The sequence below is a fragment of the Pedobacter sp. KACC 23697 genome (genome assembly GCF_045348445.1).
Taxonomy (GTDB): domain Bacteria; phylum Bacteroidota; class Bacteroidia; order Sphingobacteriales; family Sphingobacteriaceae; genus Pedobacter.
Genome location: NZ_CP157485.1, coordinates 3588422 through 3605598, shown reverse-complemented (window position 1 = coordinate 3605598; position 17177 = coordinate 3588422). Strand labels below are relative to the sequence as shown.

The following is a 17177-nucleotide window of genomic DNA, read 5'->3' as shown; positions in this document are numbered from 1 at the left end:
AGCTGAAAGACTAAAGGTAAAAGACCAAAGCTGAGCGGATAGCCAGGATGCTCACCTTTCAACCTTTAAACATTACAACATTATCGAAACAAACGAAATACAATACAAATTATGAAACTGAAGCATATTATCATTACCGTAGTTGCTATCGTAGCCCTTCTGGTTGTGCTAAAACTGACCGGCGTGATCGGTGGAAACAAAACGGAAAAAGTAACTACAGAAAAAGCATCAGATAAAACTGTTGTGGAAACAGTTACGGCAAGTGGAAAAATCCAGCCGGAAACCGAAGTTAAATTAAGTTCGGAAGTATCCGGAGAGGTAGTAGAGTTAAAGGTAAAAGAAGGCGATATTGTTAAAGCAGGGCAATTGCTTTGTAAAGTACGTCCGGATGTATTACAATCGGGTTACGAAAGAACCGTGGCAACTTTTAACGCACAGAAAGCCAGCGTAGCTGCAGCGCAACAACAACTTGCCCAAAACCAGGCTAATTTTATCAATGCAGAAGCTACCTACAAACGTAATGTTGAGCTTTTTAATAAAAAAGTAATTTCAGCTTCAGAATTCGATTCGGCAAAAGCTGCATTTTTAACGGCTAAGGCAAATTTAGCCAGTGCCAAAGAAAATGTAACCGGCGCCAAATTTACCTTGGAGCAAACGGGTGCAAATGTTAAAGAAGCAGGTGCAAACCTGGCTAAAACCACTATTTATGCACCGGTTGATGGTGTAGTTTCTAAACTATCAATAGAGCTTGGCGACCGTATTTTAGGAACTTCGCAAATGGCGGGTACCGAAATTATGCGTATTTCTAACCTATCATCAATGGAGGTGAATGTTGATGTAAATGAGAACGATATTACCCGTGTTAAAGTTGGTGATAAAGCTTCGATCGAGGTGGATGCCTTTTCCGACAAAAAATTTAGAGGTGTGGTTACCGAAATTGCAAGTTCATCAACTGCTGTTGGAACCACCACATCTACTTCCGTTGATCAGGTGACCAACTTTTCGGTAAAAATCCGGATCACAGAAGAAATGGAAGGTAAGCAACAATCTATTTTCCGTCCGGGTATGTCTGCAACTGTTGATATTGAATCCGAATCGTTAACCGGACTGGCCATTCCAATCCAGGCAGTTTTTACCGATAATGCAAAATCAGGCGACAACAAAGATAACCAGGGCAACCAGGAAAATACCGATAAGCAGAAATCGAAACTGACCGATAAAAAGGTAAAGCAATATGTTTACGCTTACGATGCCAAAAGCAAAAAAGTTAAAAAAACTGAAGTAACAACCGGTATCCAGAATGATCAGTTTATTATTGTTAAATCGGGTGTTAAAGCCGGCGAGGAAATTGTAACCGGTCCGTATTCTGCTATTCAGAACAAGTTAAAAGATGGTATGATCGTAGAAAAAACAGCTAAAGACCAATTGTTTAACAAAGACGGTAAGAAGTAGGGTTTTTAGGCGCAAGGTTAAAGGTGTGAGGTGTAGGGTTTTGCCTGTTCGCCTCACACTTTTATCGTTAATATCTATAAGAAATAGTAACTTGCCGTCTTTAAGGTGTATTCCTGGGGTTGGGGTGTAAGGTTTAGGGTTTAAAGCATATAGTTTCAACCTTAAGTCTTACACCTTTTACCTTACACCTTTTACCTTAAACCTTTTCTATAATCATGGTACCTAAAATAGCAATGATAGGGGGCGGGAGCTGGGCTACTGCTATCGTTAAAATGCTTGCAGATAATTTGTCTGAAAAAGAAATTTTTTGGTGGATGCGTAATGAAACAGCTATTGAGCACATTAAAAAATTTAAACATAATCCGCATTACCTCAGTTCTGTTGAGCTAAAGCTTGCCGGAGACAATATCTCGTCAGCTATCCGTTCGATCATAGAATCAGCTGATTTTGTGATTTTAAATGTGCCGGCTGCATTTTTAAAAGAAACCCTCTCTACCATAACGCCAGAAGATTTAAAAGGCAAAAAAATAGTATCTGCTATTAAAGGGATCGTGCCTGAAGATAACCTGATCATTGGCGAATTTTTGCACGAAAAATACAACATCCCCTACCATGACATTCTGGTGGTAAGCGGTCCTTGCCATGCCGAAGAAGTGGCCTTTGAAAAACTATCTTACCTCACCATCGCCTGTACCGATGTAGAGAAAGCAGCCATGTTTGCCTCTTATTTAAGTACGCGATACATTAAAACGAATGTTTCTGACGATATTTTCGGCACCGAATATGCTGCGGTTTTAAAAAATATTTACGCGGTAGCCAGTGGTATTTGCCATGGATTAGGTTATGGCGATAACTTTCAGGCCGTACTTATTAGCAATGCCATCAGTGAAATGAAACGCTTTGTAGATGTGGTTCATCCAATAGATCGCGACATCAAAGAATCAGCCTATCTGGGCGATTTGCTGGTTACTGCCTACTCGCAGTTTAGCCGCAACCGTACCTTTGGTAACATGGTAGGCAAAGGTTACACCGTAAAATCGGCGCAGTTAGAAATGAATATGGTTGCCGAAGGTTATTATGCTGCAAAATGTATGCACATTAAAAACCAGGAATATCATGTAGACATGCCAATCTGTAAGGCTGTGTACAGTATCATTTACGAGAAACGGTCGCCACAGATTGAAATGAAATTATTAGCTGAAAAACTGAGTTAAGCAGTTGAACATCAGCCTGCTCATTTAGATTAGGAATTGCTGTGGTAAAGCAAATTTTAAGCGTTCGTCATCGTGAGCTGATAGCTGCAGGATTTATTCGAGTACCTTGACTATTAGATCATTGCTGGCGATTCAGGGTTTTGTAAATCAGGGTTTGTTGCGTTTCGGTTTAGGTACCAGCGCCTTGCAGATTGTGCTATTCATTTTTTACTTTGTTTTTGCAGTAACAGTGTTTTCAGCCCCGGGCGCAGCGGCATCCCCGAAGCGCAGCGAGGGATATAGCGGAGCACGGGAACAAGCTTTAATCGTTGCTACAGCCCTTGCGCTCCAAAAAAAGTAATAAAAATTATTTGTAAATCAGGGTTTGTTGCGTTTCGGTTTAGGTACCAGCACCTTGCAGATTGTGCTATTCATTTTTACTTTTTTTTTGCAGTAACAGTGTTTTCAGCCCCGGGCGCAGCGGCATCCCCGAAGCACAGCGAGGGATATAGCGGAGCACGGGAACAAGCTTTAATCATTGCTACAGCCCTTGCGCTCCAAAAAAAGTAATAAAAATTATTTGTAAATCAGGGTTTGTTGCGTTTCGGTTAGGGCCGTCCTTCTTTCCGCTATTATCTTTTTGCGATGGGGTTGCAAAAATATTTTCGTTTGTGCAACAAAAAGGATAACCGCTTCAATAAGGTTTATTGAACAGGGGGCAGTGTAAGAAAAACAACCAGCACCTTGCAGATTGTGCTATTCATTTTTACTTTTTTTGTAGTAACAGTGTTTTCAGCCCCGGGCGCAGCGGCATCCCCGAAGCGCAGCGAGGGATATAGCGGAGCACGGGAACAAGCTTTAATCGTTGCTACAGCCCTTGCGCTCCAAAAAAAGTAATAAAAATTATTTGTAAATCAGGGTTTGTTGCGTTTCGGTTAGGGCAGTCCTTCTTTCCGCTATTATCTTTTTGTGATGGAGTTGTAAAAATATTTCGTTTGTGCATCAAAAAGGATAACCGCTTCAATAAGGTTTATTGAACAGGGGGCAGTGTAAGAAAAACAAGCAGCGCCTTGCAGATTGTGCTATTCATTTTTTTGCTTTTTTTGCAGTAACAGTGTTTTTCAGCCCCGGGCGCAGTAGCATCCCCGAAGCGCAGCGGAGGGATATAGCGGAGCACGGGAACAAGCTTTAATCGTTGCTATAGCCCTTGCGCTCCAAATAAAATATTTTTTGGTAAATCGTGGTTTGGCCCGTTGGTTGGGGGCGGCCAGCCTGAAAAAATAATATTTTAAATTTTATTTTTATTCATGTAACAGAAATAAAACAAATGTGGCCATCAACTGTTATCATGTAAATAAAAATATAGCTGTCATGAAAAAGAAATTAGTAATGGGTTTATTAGCAATGGCCTTAATTGGCGGTGTAACCCTTAGCGTAAGCGCACAAGAGAAAAAAACTGAAGTAGGTAAAGCATTAGACAAAACCGGAAAAGCTATTGGTAAAGGTGCTAAATCGGTAGGTAATAAAACGGCTGAAGTAGCAGTAAAAGGTAGTTCTAAAGTTGCTGATAAAACCTGGAAAGGTAAAATGGCACCAGATGGTTCTGATGTGTATATCAATTCAAAAAATGAAAAATACTATGTTAATTCAAAAGGGGCTAAAATCTGGTTAAAACCTAGTCAGATTAAAAACAGGCCAGCTTCTAAAAACTAGTCGTGTAATATAAGCGGTATCGCAAAAAAACAAAATTGTTATCCGCAACAGCCTTAAAAACAAAAAATCCCAAAAGTTTACTTTTGGGATTTTTTGTTAACTATTTTATTAGACAATTTTACCGTATAAATCGAAATCTTCTGCTCTGTCAACCTTTACCTGTACAAAGCTGCCATTGGCTGCGTAACCTGTTGCCGCATCGATTAATACTTCGTTATCAACCTCTGGTGAATCAAATTCGGTTCTGCCTACAAAGAAATCACCTTCTTTTTTATCAACCAGTACTTTAAAAGTTTTGCCCACTTTTTCCTGGTTAATATCAAATGAAATGCCTTGCTGTATTTCCATGATATCGTCTACCCGTTGTTGTTTTACATCTTCAGGTACATCGTCGATCAAAGTATGGGCATGTGTTTTTTCTTCATGCGAGTAGGTAAAACAGCCTAAACGGTCAAATTTGGTTTCTGCAACCCATGCGGCCATCTCTTCAAAATCGCGTGCTGTTTCGCCCGGATAGCCGCAGATTAATGTGGTACGCATGGCAATATTTGGCACTCTATCTCTGATCTGGTTAACCAGATCGATGGTTTTCTGTTTGGTGGTACCACGTCGCATCGATTTCAGCATGTTATCGGTAATGTGCTGTAATGGCATATCCAGGTATTTACAGATGTTCTCACGCTCATTCATGGCATCCAAAATTTCCATCGGGAAACCAGAAGGGTAGGCGTATTGCAGTCGGATCCATTCGATACCCGGTACATCCGATAAACGGCGCATCAGCTCGTCTAATTTGCGTACACCATAAAGATCCAGGCCGTAGTAGGTAAGGTCCTGTGCAATTAAAATCAGCTCTTTAGTGCCATTTTTGGCCAGTATTTTAGCTTCATTAACCAGTTCTTCCATGGGCTTGCTCATGTGCTTGCCACGCATTAAAGGAATGGCACAAAAAGAGCATGGACGGTTGCAGCCTTCGGCAATTTTAAAATAAGCAAAGTGCGATGGGGTAGTGAGCAAACGTTCGCCAATCAGCTCATGTTTGTAATTAGCGCCCAGCTCGTGCAAAATATTTTGTAAATCGTTGGTGCCAAAAAAGGCATCAACATTGGTAATTTCCGATTCCAGTTCTGGTTTATAACGTTCAGAAAGGCAGCCTGTAACCACCACTTTGCCAATTTTACCCGCTTCTTTCAGCTCACTGAACTGCAGTATGGTATCAATGGATTCTTGTTTGGCATTATCGATAAAACCGCAGGTATTAATCACCACGATATCATCTTTGCCCATTTTGTCTGATTCGTGTACAACGTTTAAATTGTTGCCACGCAACTGGCCCATCAATACTTCAGAATCGTATATGTTTTTAGAACAGCCTAATGTGATTACATTGATTTTAGGTTGTTTAGTTGTTGTTTTACTGCGTACTACTTTGGTGTTCATCCTTTTACACTTAATCTTTACTATTATTAAAGTTTGAGCTGTCGTCACCCTGAATTTATTTCAGGGTCTTTAAATTAAAAAAAGATGCTGAAATAAATTCAGCATGACGAATGGTGGGTAGCTTACTTAAACAAACTATTCACAAAATCCTTTTTATCAAAGAGCTGCAAGTCGTTTATCTTCTCACCCACGCCAATATATTTAACCGGAATTTTAAACTGATCGGAGATGCCGATGACCACACCGCCTTTCGCTGTTCCATCTAATTTGGTAATGGCCAATGCATTTACATCCGTAGCTTCGGTAAACTGTTTGCACTGCTCAAAGGCATTTTGGCCGGTAGAGGCATCCAGTACCAGTAAAATTTCGTGCGGTGCACCTGGTACCACCTTTTGCATCACCTGTTTAATTTTGCCCAGCTCGTTCATCAAACCGATTTTGTTGTGCAAGCGGCCGGCGGTATCGATAATCACGACGTCCTCATTATTAGCCACGGCCGATTGTAAGGTATCAAAAGCAACCGAAGCAGGGTCTGAACCCATGGCCTGTGCCACCACCCTAACCCCCACACGTTCGCCCCAAAGTTTAATCTGGTCTACTGCTGCAGCCCTAAAGGTATCGGCGGCACCTAAAACCACCTTTAAGCCCGATTCTTTAAGTTTATGGGCCAATTTGCCAATGGTGGTGGTTTTACCCACGCCATTTACACCAACCACCATAATCACATAGGGTTTATGATCGCCATATTCGAACTGACGGAAATCATTGCTGTTATTTTCTGATAGTAACAACTGGATCTCATCACGCAGAATAAAATTAAGCTCATTGGTATTCAGGTATTTATCTTTGGCTACACGCTCTTCAATGCGTTTGATGATTTTTAAGGTGGTGCTTACACCCACATCAGAGGTAACCAAAACCTCTTCCAGATTATCGAGTACTTCATCATCAACAGAAGATTTTCCTGCTACGGCTTTGGTAATTTTATTAAAGAAACCGTCTTTGGTTTTCTCTAAACCTTTATCCAACGCTTCCTGAGCTTCTGGCGCAGTTTCTTTCTTTTTGAAAAAATCGAATAAACCCATGTCTAAAATTTGATATAACAAAAAAAGCCCTTCCGGTTAAAAACGGAACGGCCTGTAATATTTTATATTAAAAAATATTAACCTTATTTAGATGCGATAGCATCTTTTACGTGGTCGTTGTGTACGATAAGCTCTTTGAATGAGTAAGCACCGGTTTTAGGTGATTTTACCATTGTAATTACTTTCGAATATTCTTTACCTGTACCTGTTTTAAGGGTTGCAACTACTTTCTTTGCCATGTTCTTATAATTTTATAATGATTGAATGATAGAAGGATTGAATGAGTGGTTAAACCCTCAACCTTAAGCCTTTTACCTTCAGCCTTATTTAATCTCTTTATGTACGGTTACTTTTCTCAATACTGGATTGAATTTTTTCAATTCTAATCTTTCAGTAGTATTTTTACGGTTTTTGGTAGAAATATATCTAGACATACCTGGCATGCCACTTTCTTTATGTTCAGTACATTCTAAAATAACCTGAACTCTGTTACCTTTTTTTGCCATTTTAATATAAATTGAAAACTGTTAATCTCAACAGTTAATGTTTTTTACAAAAATCCTTTTTTTACGAAACGGTTAATTGCTTCGCTGATACCCACTTTGTTGATGGTTTTAATCGCTGAAGTAGAAACTTTCAACGTAATCCAACGGTTTTCTTCAGGGATATAAAATTTCTGAAGTTGTAGGTTTGGGTAAAATTTGCGTTTGGTTTTAACGTTTGAGTGAGAAACGTTGTTACCTACCATTGCTTTTTTTCCTGTTAAATCACAAACTCTTGACATGACTTGTAAATATAGTTGTTAATATCGTCCGCTTAATTTTTTTAAGAGTGTGCAAATATCTGAATAATAATTGTAAACAGCAATAGCCTAGCTAATTATTTTTTTATAATTAATATTTACAGGCGTTAAAGGCCTACGCAAGGTTTGTTCTCCGAATATTAAACCATCAGATTTTAAAAATAAATATTTCTGATTAAACATTTGATCTTCATTTTGATACGATAAGACTATTTTTCCTTGGTATTATTTATTTAAATTAGCTGCCACGAATCCAAAATATAAAACTAGCGATGCAGATTACATCTTTTAAGCAATACGAAGAAGATTATAAGAAAAGCGTAGAAAACCCTGAGCAGTTTTGGGGCGAAGTGGCGCAAAACTTTCAATGGCGCAAACCTTGGTTTAAGGTATTATCCTGGAACTTTAATGAGCCCAATATCAAGTGGTTTGAGGGGGCAAAGCTTAACATTACCGAAAATTGTTTGGATCGTCACCTCGCTACCAACGGCGATAAACCAGCCATTGTTTGGGAACCGAATAATCCTGAAGAGGAAAGTGTTACCTATACCTATAAAATGTTGCATGAGCGTGTTTGCCGTTTTGCCAATGTGTTAAAACGCAATGGCGCCAAAAAAGGCGACCGGATCTGCATTTATATGCCAATGGTACCCGAACTTGCGATAGCCGTTCTGGCCTGCGCGCGCATCGGTGCGGTACATTCGGTTATTTTTGGTGGTTTTTCTGCCAAATCTATTGCCGATCGGATTAACGATTCGCAGTGTAAGGTAGTGATTACCGCTGATGGTTCTTACCGCGGAAACAAACAGATCCCTTTAAAAGATGTAATTGACGATGCGTTGATCGGTTGCCCAACCGTAGAGAAATGTATTGTATTAACGCACGTGCGTACGCCTGTTTCAATGTTAAAGGGACGTGATGTATGGTGGGAAGATGAAGTTAAACACGTAAACGATATCTGCGAAGCAGAAGAAATGGATGCAGAAGATATGCTCTTCATTTTGTATACTTCTGGCTCTACAGGCAAACCTAAAGGTGTGGTACATACCTGTGGTGGTTACATGGTTTATGCCGGTTATACCTTTTCTAATGTGTTTAACTACCAGCCGGGAGAGGTTTATTTCTGTACAGCCGATATCGGCTGGATTACCGGTCACTCGTATATTGTTTACGGACCACTGTCGCAGGGGGCAACTTCGGTGCTTTTCGAGGGCATCCCCACTTATCCTACACCATCACGTTTTTGGGATATTGTAGAAAAACATCAGGTAAATACCTTGTACACGGCGCCTACAGCTATCCGTTCTTTAATGAGTTATGGCGATGATCCGCTTAACGGTAAAGATTTAAGCTCCATCCGCGTTTTAGGCTCGGTTGGAGAGCCGATTAATGAAGAGGCCTGGCATTGGTTTGATGAGAAGATAGGGCATGGCAAAGCGCCTATTGTTGATACCTGGTGGCAAACCGAAACGGGCGGGATTATGATTTCGCCTATTGCAACGGTAACCCCAACCAAACCCAGTTTTGCTACCCTGCCCTTACCGGGCATCCAGCCGATTTTGGTCGATGAAAACGGCAATGAAATTGAAGGAAACGGGGTGATGGGAAATCTCTGTATTAAATTCCCCTGGCCGGGAATGTTGCGTACCACTTATGGCGACCATGAACGTTGCAAGCAGACTTATTTCTCTACTTACGAGAATTTATATTTTACCGGCGATGGCTGTTTGCGCGATGAAGATGGTTATTACCGGATTACCGGCCGTGTGGATGATGTATTAAACGTTTCAGGGCATAGAATAGGCACAGCAGAGGTAGAAAATGCCATTAATATGCATGCCGGTGTGGTAGAAAGTGCAGTTGTGGGTTATCCGCATGATGTAAAGGGGCAGGGCATTTATGCTTTTGTGATTTATCCTGATATGCATGGCGAAGCAGAATTATCTAAAAAAGATATATTACAGACCGTTACGCGTGTAATTGGTGCGATTGCCAAGCCTGATAAAATATTATTTGTGTCTGGGTTACCCAAAACACGTTCGGGCAAAATTATGCGCCGGATTTTACGCAAGATTGCCGAAGGCGATACCAGCAATTTAGGTGATACTTCTACCTTACTTGATCCGGGTGTGGTAGAAGAAATTATTGAAGCTGCGAAGAAACTTTAACGTAAATATACTTAACAATAAAGCCTCCGGATATCAATCGGGAGGCTTTGTTGTTTAGGTGATAAACAGATTAATAACCTGGGTTTTGTTTTAAAGCTTTATTCACATTTATTTCACGGTCAGGAATCGGGAAAACCAATTTAGGATCATCATAAGCAAAAGTGCCTATAGATCGTTTGGTGCGTTTGTAATCATGAAGCCTGAAACCTTCATAATCCAGTTCCTTTTCGCGCTCGTTTAAAATGATGGTCAGGGTAGGTACCACATTTCCCAATCCAGCCCTGGTTCTCAGTATATTAATGTCATCAGCAGGGGTAGCGCCAACGCTGGTACCTAACCTAACGTTACATTCTGCACGGATCAGGTATTGTTCGGTAATTCTGCAAACCGGTATGTTATCGTAAAAGCTGTACCATTTTTTAGTAAAAAAGCCTGTTCTGGCGCCAGTGCCTTCGTAAATCATCTCAGTTTGTCTTTTGTCGCCTGTTTCAAACGAATTGTAAAATGTAGTATTGACCAATGCATCAGCCCGGCCAACGTTTCCGCCTGTGGCATTTTGGTAGCTGGCATAAAAAGTTGCTAAGCCATCGTTAGAGGTGCCTGCATTGCTTTGTTCGTTCTGTTTGATTTCAAAAATACCCTCACTTGAGTTTTTGGTTCTGAACGGTGCTTCAAGTGAATTGGTAATTAAATGATAGGGACTATTTGTAATAATGTCATTAGCAACGTCTCTTGCCAAAGCATATTTTCCTTCCTGCAGGTAAACCCTGGCCAAAAACGCTTTGGCTGCATATTGGTCATTAACTGATGCCAGTTTTGTGATGGCCGATTTTAAATCGTTTTCTACCGCAGCGTAAACCTCGGCAACCGTGTTTCTTGCCACCGAGTTCGTTACATTATCAATGGTTTTTACCGCGTTTGTCATAATAGGCACACCAAGGTTGGTATTGGATCCGCTGGCATCATAAGGTAAACCGAACAACCTTACCAGTTCGAAGTGCATAATGCCCCTAATAAACAAAGCTTTGCCTTCTATTACGCTTTTTGTATTGGCATCGCTTACCACATTTAATGCAGAAAGCACAATGTTAGCGGTATTAATGGCGCTGTAAGCGGTTGTCCAGGTTCTCCTAACATCAGCATTATCGGCTACAATGGCCTTGCTTGAAATATTGCGGTAGGTGGTGAAAGTGCCACGCCACGTCAGATAATTATCGCTGGCATAAAGATCCGGAATGAATACAAGGTTGTTGCCGTAAAGATCTCCTGTGGCCATAAAAGTATAGGCACCTATTAAGGCATTCTGAACATCTGCAGTGGTATTGAGTGCCACATTGGCGTCAATATTCTGTTTGGGATCTATTTCTAATTGCTTTTTGCAGCTGGATATACTTAGCAAAAGGAAAAATCCAGCCAATATATTTTTATAATTTTTCATATACTCAATGTTTATAAGCCAATGTTTACGCCAAAAGTGATGGTTCTTGCCTGTGGAGGGGTATAAAAATCGTGGCCCAGCTGGATGTTGTCAGACTGGAGATTGCCACCACTAGGGGTATTTACTTCAGGATCGTAACCTTTATATCCAGTTATAGTAAACAGATTAAGGGCTGATGCAAATACTTTAACATTCTGTAATTTATATTTATTGGCAAATGTTTTAGGGATGTTATAGCTAAAAACCACACTTTTTATTCTCAGGTAAGAGCCATCTTGTATCCATCTGGATGACGGCCCTGTTCCATTCCCTTCACCAAACCTGGGTTGTGGGATAAGCGTATTCCTGTTTGTCGGTGTCCAGTAATTTAACTGATCAATAGTCTGGTTGTCAAAATAATCGCCATTGGCTGATTGGAAAACACCTGCCATGTTATAAATATCATTGCCAGAAACAAACTGTGCCTGAACGTCCAGATCGAAGTTTTTGAAAGAAAAATGGTTTCCAAAACCCCCAAAAAATTTAGGGTTCGGGTCGCCAAGCTTTTGGTTCTGCGCAAGAGAATAATCATTGGTCGTTGCTGTTCTCGATGCATCAACATAATAAAGTGCGTCGCCATTGGCCGGATCTACACCGGCATAAGCTTTGCCGTAAAAGTAGCCCAACGGTTCTCCAACAGCTACCCTGCCCAAAAATCTTCCACCGGGATAAATCGGTTGGTCATCCACCAGGCGCAAAACTTTGTTCCTGTTTAAAGCGATATTGAACGAGGTAGACCATTTAAAGTCTCCGATAAAATTCCGGGTATTGATCGAGAATTCAAATCCGCGGTTCTGCATATCACCAATATTCTGCGTAATGGATGAAAAACCATTTGTTGCTGCTATTGGTGCATTCAACAATAAATCGGTCGTTTTCTTTTTATAATATTCAACGGTACCCGAAATCCGGTCTGAAAATAATCCAAAATCCAAACCGATATTATAATTTGTCGTGTTCTCCCAGCTTAAATTTGGGTCTCCCAACTGGCTGGGGCGTGTGCCGCCAACTCCTGCATAATTAACGCCACGGTAAAGATTGCGGGAAGCAAAATCACCAATTTCGGCGTTACCGGTTAACCCATAACTGCCCCTTAATTTTAACAGGCTTAACCAGGTGCTCGTTTGCAAAAAGTCTTCCTGATTAATAATCCATCCTGCTGATACCGCAGGGAAAGTTCCGTATCTATTGTTCACACCAAATCTTGATGAACCATCTGTTCTGATCGATGCACTCAACAGGTACTTATCTTCATATTTGTAGTTAACCCTGGCCAGGTAAGAAACAAAAGTGTGCCTGGTTTCTGCAGATTCACCTGCAGAAATTACCGCTGCACTTGCAATCTTGGTAAAACTGTCTGATGGTAAAGTTGTTCCCGTTACCGATGAATACCTGAATTTTGTATCCTGAAAGGCAAAACCTGCCAGTACATTCAGGTTATGCTTTTCGTTAAAAGTTTTGGTAAAGTTAAGTGTATTGTTGGTGTTAAAATTGATAGATTTAGCCATATAATCAGTTGAAGAACCACCTGTACTTCCGCCATCCTGTGTTTTCGATCCTAAAAACTGCTCCTCTTCCAGGTTGTTAAAATCAAATCCATATTCGCTCCTAAAAACCAGATCTGGAGTAATTTTTAAACTTGCATAAGCATTTGCAAAGGTTCTGTAAGTGGTGGAGAGGTTTTTGCCGTTATCATAATCAATTAAGCTATTGTAATAAACGGTAGAGCCATTTAACTGACCAAATGCATCACGTACCGGTTGAATAGGAGGTAAAGCATTTAGTTGTAAAGGATTGGAAAAAGCATTATCCGTAGGAATACGATAATTATCCACCTTTGAAACATTAATGGATCCGCCAACGTCCAGAATCTTAGAAACGGTGTGGTCTACACTTAAGCGGCCACCGGTGCGTACGTAACGGTTGCTCACAATGATTCCATTATTGTTATTGAAGTTTCCCGATAGCATAAACCTGGTTTTTGCATCGCCGCCATTAATGTTCAGGCTATATTGTTGGGTATGCCCTCTTCTAAAAGCTTCGTTAACCCAGCTGGTATTGTTATTACTTGTCCAGTCATCAGTACCAGTATAATCTTTCCACATCTCTGCGGCATTGGCATAGTCGCCACCATCATAATTGTTATATTTAAAAGATGCATCAAGCAATTGGCGGTACTGGTCGGCATTTAAAAACTGCCCCTTTTTGGTAGGGTCACTAAATCCAGCGTAATAGCCAAAATCAATGTTGGTTCGGCCCTGTTTACCTTTTTTTGTGGTAATCAGTACCACCCCGTTCGATCCCCTTGCGCCATAAATAGCCGCAGAGGCAGCATCTTTTAATACTTCCATCGATTCGATGTCGTCCGGACTGATGGCCGCAAGCGGGTTGTCGGCTTCGGTATAGGTGCCCAATGCTTCACTTACAATGGGAACACCATCAATTACAAATAAAGGTTGGTTGCTTGCCGAAATGGATGAAATACCCCTTACCCTGATCTGAAGGGCCTGGCCCAGTTTGCCACTACCCGAGTTGATAAATACACCGGGCGCCCTACCCTGCAAAGCTCCTTCAATTGTAGGCACAGGCCTGTCTTTAAAGTCGGCTGCGGTAACCTTCGCAATGGATCCGGTTACATCCCGTTTGTTCTGTGTTCCGTAACCCACCACAACCACATCAGATAAGGTATTGTTTTCCTCTTCCAGGTTTACATTTAGGGTGGTCCCCGTAATGGGTACTTCTTTGGCTTTGTAACCGATAAAACTAAAAACAAGCGTTTTAGCATTATCTGCAACATTTAATTTAAAGGCCCCGGTGGCATCACTTTGAGTGCCGTTGGCTGGCGAGCCTTTTACAAATACGCTAACACCCGGAATTGGTCCCGAGGCCGACGTCACCTTCCCGGTAATGACTTTGCCCTGCGCGAAAGCAAACGAAATTAAACCAAGAGATAAAATCATACTAAAGAGTAGTTTTTTCATCAAATTGTTCGTTTAGTTAATGTTTTTTAGGTTTTATAGAATTATTAGGCTTAATATAGTTAAAAATTAAGGATTTATATGGCTATTAACTGAGTTAAAAACAAATTTTAGTGTTTTGGTAATTTGCAAATGAATTAAATTGTGAAAAAGTGTGTTTATTTATTTTGAATTCATCTTTTTTATAAATGATATAAAAAAAAACATTGTTAGTTCTGTTAATTTGTTATCATTATTTAGGATTTTGAAATAATGTATGTAATATAATGATTTTAGAATCAATTTTAAAGTGTAAGTATACTTATATATTTCTTGTTGTATTTATTATGTATATTGTAGTCTTAAACATCAGTAACTATAAACCAAGAAAACTATGAAATCGAAGATTTTTATTATTGCATTACTTGCTATTTTTATAAATAGCTGTAAAAAAAATGTAAATGATGATTCAGATAAGTTAGATAACTCCGGAATCAGTATTAAAAGAAAGCTGAAAGATGTAATTGGAGGAAGTCAGATATCGATTAACGATGCTCCATATCAAATTGCTGTTTTCAGAAGTGATGGAGGGAGTGCTGGAGGCGTTATACTAAATCAATATTGGATATTAACAGCTGCCCACGTTGTCACTGATGCTAATAATGGTCAGCAGTTAGCCACAAATCAGGTAACAATAAAGGCTGGTTCCTCAGATGTTAATGGAGGGATAACACTAAATGTCGATTACATCGTTAGACATCCCAATTATGTCTCATCCTCTATCAATAATGATATCGCTTTAATAAGGTTGGCCACCCCTTTAAGTTATGATGTGAATATTTTACCTATTAATTACGATAAAAATGTTAATAGTGTCGCTGTAAATGATTTGGCTACAGTTTCTGGCTGGGGGCTTATTTCATATAACGCAAGTAATCATACTGGCACATCGCCAACAAACTTATATGCTGCTAATGTCAGAATATCAACAATCGAACCAAATTTTTTATTTACATCTCCCACCGGTTCGTCTCAACAAGCGCCTTGTTATGGAGATAGTGGAGGACCTTTAACAATAGGCAGTGGTTATACTGGTAAGCTATTGGTTGGAATTGTAAATGGCTGGGGCGATTGCAATGTGGGCGCAAAAGGATATGCCCGTGTCTCTTCATATGCTGATTGGATATTGTCTGAAACCGGGATTACGGATATTCCGGCTATATATACAAGTATAACCGGACCAACTACAATTTCCAGGGGAGGGGTGGAATATATTTATTCAGGTAAAAACATACCATCCGGTGCTACGCTTACCTGGACACTGCCATCTAATATAGGTACAATAACTGACGGACAGGGAACAAGCCACGTTACAATTTTTACCACATCAACTGGTACACAGGTAATAGATTCCAATATAAAATTGAAAGTGGTGGATCTTAATGGGAATACTAAAACTGTTTCCTATGCAATCAAGCTTAAATCAGGTAGGTAGCACTAATTGGTTTTGTGTAAGAAGCTCTTTTTAAAACAAATGAAAATGATCGGTGTTCTTATTTCAGAACTAATTATTAAATAGAACCTATGGATAAGTTAGAATTAAAAGGAAAGTGGAACGAAATAAAAGGAAAAGTTAAACAAGCCTATGCTGATTTAACAGATGACGATTTAAAACATGAAGAAGGGCAGGATGATGAATTGTTAGGTAAATTGCAGCAAAAAACAGGTAAAGGAAGAGATGAACTGGTAAAATGGATCAACTCTCTATAATGTTCATTCAATAGCAAAAACAGGCGATCAAAAAATTGGTCGCCTGTGTATTTTAAAAACATTTTTATGGCCGATATTGCTCAACGGTTTACGCAAAACCCCATACTTGCACCCCAACATCTGCCGCCAAGCAGGGAAGGCCTGGAGATTGCCTGCCTGCTCAACCCCGGTGTGTTTACCTTCGGGGAGAAAATATGGTTATTGATCCGCGTAGCCGAAAGGCCCAAACAAACCCCCGGGATTATCTCTTTTCCTATTTTAACGCAAAAGGGTATAGAAATCCTGGCTGTTGAAGAAAACGATCCGCATTTAGATGCCACCGACCCCAGGGTGATCAATTATAAAGGGGCCGATTATTTAACTACCCTATCTCATTTAAGGCTGGTTTGCAGTGATGATGGTATTCATTTTCATGAACCGGAAGGTTACCCGCTGTTACAGGGCGAAGGCAAAGATGAAACCTTTGGTATTGAAGATTGCCGCGTAACCTTAATCGGGCACACCTATTATTTAACCTATACGGCTGTTTCGGCACATGGCGTGGGGGTAGGGTTGCGTACTACAACAGACTGGAAAAACTTTAAACACCATGGCATGATCATCCCGCCCCATAATAAAGATTGTGCCCTGTTTGAGGAATGCATTAACGGTAAATTTTATGCCCTGCACCGCCCCAGCAGCGTAGCGTTGGGTGGTAATTATATCTGGCTGGCCGAATCGCCCGATGGCATCCATTGGGGCAAACACCAGTGTATCATCAAAACCAGGGCCAACCTGTGGGATAGTGCCCGGGTGGGTGCCGGTGCAGCGCCCATCAAAACCGAGGCGGGCTGGCTCGAAATTTACCATGGTGCCAATGAAAAACACCAGTATGGTTTAGGTGCCTTTTTGATGGATTTACGGGATCCGTCTAAAGTACTGGCCCGGACAGAAAACCCCATTATGTTACCCCAGGAAAATTATGAACTGCATGGTTTTTTTGGCGAGGTGGTATTTACCAATGGCCACCTGATTAATGGCGATGAACTTACTGTTTATTATGGCGCGGCTGATGAGTTTGTGTGCGGGGCTAAGTTTTCGGTGGAGGAGATTTTGAGCAAGTTGAACTATTTTTAGTGCT

At 40.5% G+C, this 17177-nt stretch carries 14 protein-coding genes; 7 read left to right on the top strand and 7 right to left on the bottom strand.

Going from position 1 to position 17177, the window contains the following annotated elements; all coding sequences use genetic code 11:
• Positions 1-111 precede the first annotated feature (111 nt).
• The 3 genes from ABEG20_RS14350 (at position 112) to ABEG20_RS14340 (ending at position 4358) form a co-directional block, all read left to right on the top strand.
• Positions 112-1452, top strand: a complete 1341-nt coding sequence (locus ABEG20_RS14350) for an efflux RND transporter periplasmic adaptor subunit (protein ID WP_406824003.1) — start codon at positions 112-114, stop codon at positions 1450-1452.
• A gap of 215 nt (positions 1453-1667) precedes the next feature.
• On the top strand, positions 1668-2666 hold the full coding sequence (locus tag ABEG20_RS14345) for an NAD(P)H-dependent glycerol-3-phosphate dehydrogenase (RefSeq protein WP_406824002.1): 999 nt from the start codon (positions 1668-1670) through the stop codon (positions 2664-2666).
• Between the two features lie 1350 nt (positions 2667-4016).
• Positions 4017-4358: a hypothetical protein gene (locus ABEG20_RS14340; protein ID WP_406824001.1), complete on the top strand. Its 342-nt coding sequence runs from the start codon at positions 4017-4019 to the stop codon at positions 4356-4358.
• 108 nt (positions 4359-4466) lie between these two features.
• Here ABEG20_RS14340 and rimO read toward each other — a convergent pair whose 3' ends face one another.
• From rimO to rpmB, 5 genes are all read right to left on the bottom strand, one after another.
• Positions 4467-5798, bottom strand: a complete 1332-nt coding sequence (rimO, locus tag ABEG20_RS14335) for a 30S ribosomal protein S12 methylthiotransferase RimO (RefSeq protein ID WP_406824000.1) — start codon at positions 5796-5798, stop codon at positions 4467-4469.
• 122 nt (positions 5799-5920) lie between these two features.
• Complete coding sequence (gene ftsY / locus ABEG20_RS14330) at positions 5921-6883, bottom strand: signal recognition particle-docking protein FtsY (RefSeq protein ID WP_090501231.1); 963 nt, start codon at positions 6881-6883, stop codon at positions 5921-5923.
• Positions 6884-6966: 83 nt separating this feature from the next.
• The gene (locus ABEG20_RS14325) at positions 6967-7122 is read right to left on the bottom strand and encodes a DUF4295 domain-containing protein (RefSeq protein ID WP_010599808.1); all 156 of its coding nucleotides are present in this window, start codon (positions 7120-7122) and stop codon (positions 6967-6969) included.
• An 84-nt stretch (positions 7123-7206) separates the two neighbouring features.
• A complete protein-coding gene (gene rpmG, locus ABEG20_RS14320; RefSeq protein ID WP_010599807.1) occupies positions 7207-7389 on the bottom strand; it encodes a 50S ribosomal protein L33 in 183 nt (60 codons plus the stop codon).
• 44 nt (positions 7390-7433) lie between these two features.
• Entirely contained in the window at positions 7434-7667 is a 234-nt protein-coding gene (gene rpmB, locus ABEG20_RS14315) for a 50S ribosomal protein L28 (RefSeq protein ID WP_025145121.1), read from the bottom strand.
• 290 nt (positions 7668-7957) lie between these two features.
• Here rpmB and acs point away from each other — a divergent pair, with 290 nt between their 5' ends.
• The gene (acs, locus tag ABEG20_RS14310) at positions 7958-9853 is read left to right on the top strand and encodes an acetate--CoA ligase (protein WP_406823999.1); all 1896 of its coding nucleotides are present in this window, start codon (positions 7958-7960) and stop codon (positions 9851-9853) included.
• A 70-nt stretch (positions 9854-9923) separates the two neighbouring features.
• Here acs and ABEG20_RS14305 read toward each other — a convergent pair whose 3' ends face one another.
• A complete protein-coding gene (locus tag ABEG20_RS14305; RefSeq protein WP_406823998.1) occupies positions 9924-11291 on the bottom strand; it encodes a RagB/SusD family nutrient uptake outer membrane protein in 1368 nt (455 codons plus the stop codon).
• 11 nt (positions 11292-11302) lie between these two features.
• Positions 11303-14311, bottom strand: a complete 3009-nt coding sequence (locus tag ABEG20_RS14300) for a SusC/RagA family TonB-linked outer membrane protein (protein ID WP_406823997.1) — start codon at positions 14309-14311, stop codon at positions 11303-11305.
• A 370-nt stretch (positions 14312-14681) separates the two neighbouring features.
• Between ABEG20_RS14300 and ABEG20_RS14295 the strand changes: the two genes are divergently transcribed.
• The 3 genes from ABEG20_RS14295 (at position 14682) to ABEG20_RS14285 (ending at position 17173) form a co-directional block, all read left to right on the top strand.
• Positions 14682-15782, top strand: coding sequence for a trypsin-like serine protease (locus ABEG20_RS14295; protein ID WP_406823996.1), 1101 nt, complete (start codon positions 14682-14684; stop codon positions 15780-15782).
• Between the two features lie 89 nt (positions 15783-15871).
• The gene (locus ABEG20_RS14290) at positions 15872-16057 is read left to right on the top strand and encodes a CsbD family protein (RefSeq protein ID WP_029276197.1); all 186 of its coding nucleotides are present in this window, start codon (positions 15872-15874) and stop codon (positions 16055-16057) included.
• Between the two features lie 66 nt (positions 16058-16123).
• Entirely contained in the window at positions 16124-17173 is a 1050-nt protein-coding gene (locus ABEG20_RS14285) for a glycoside hydrolase family 130 protein (protein ID WP_406823995.1), read from the top strand.
• Positions 17174-17177: the final 4 nt, after the last annotated feature.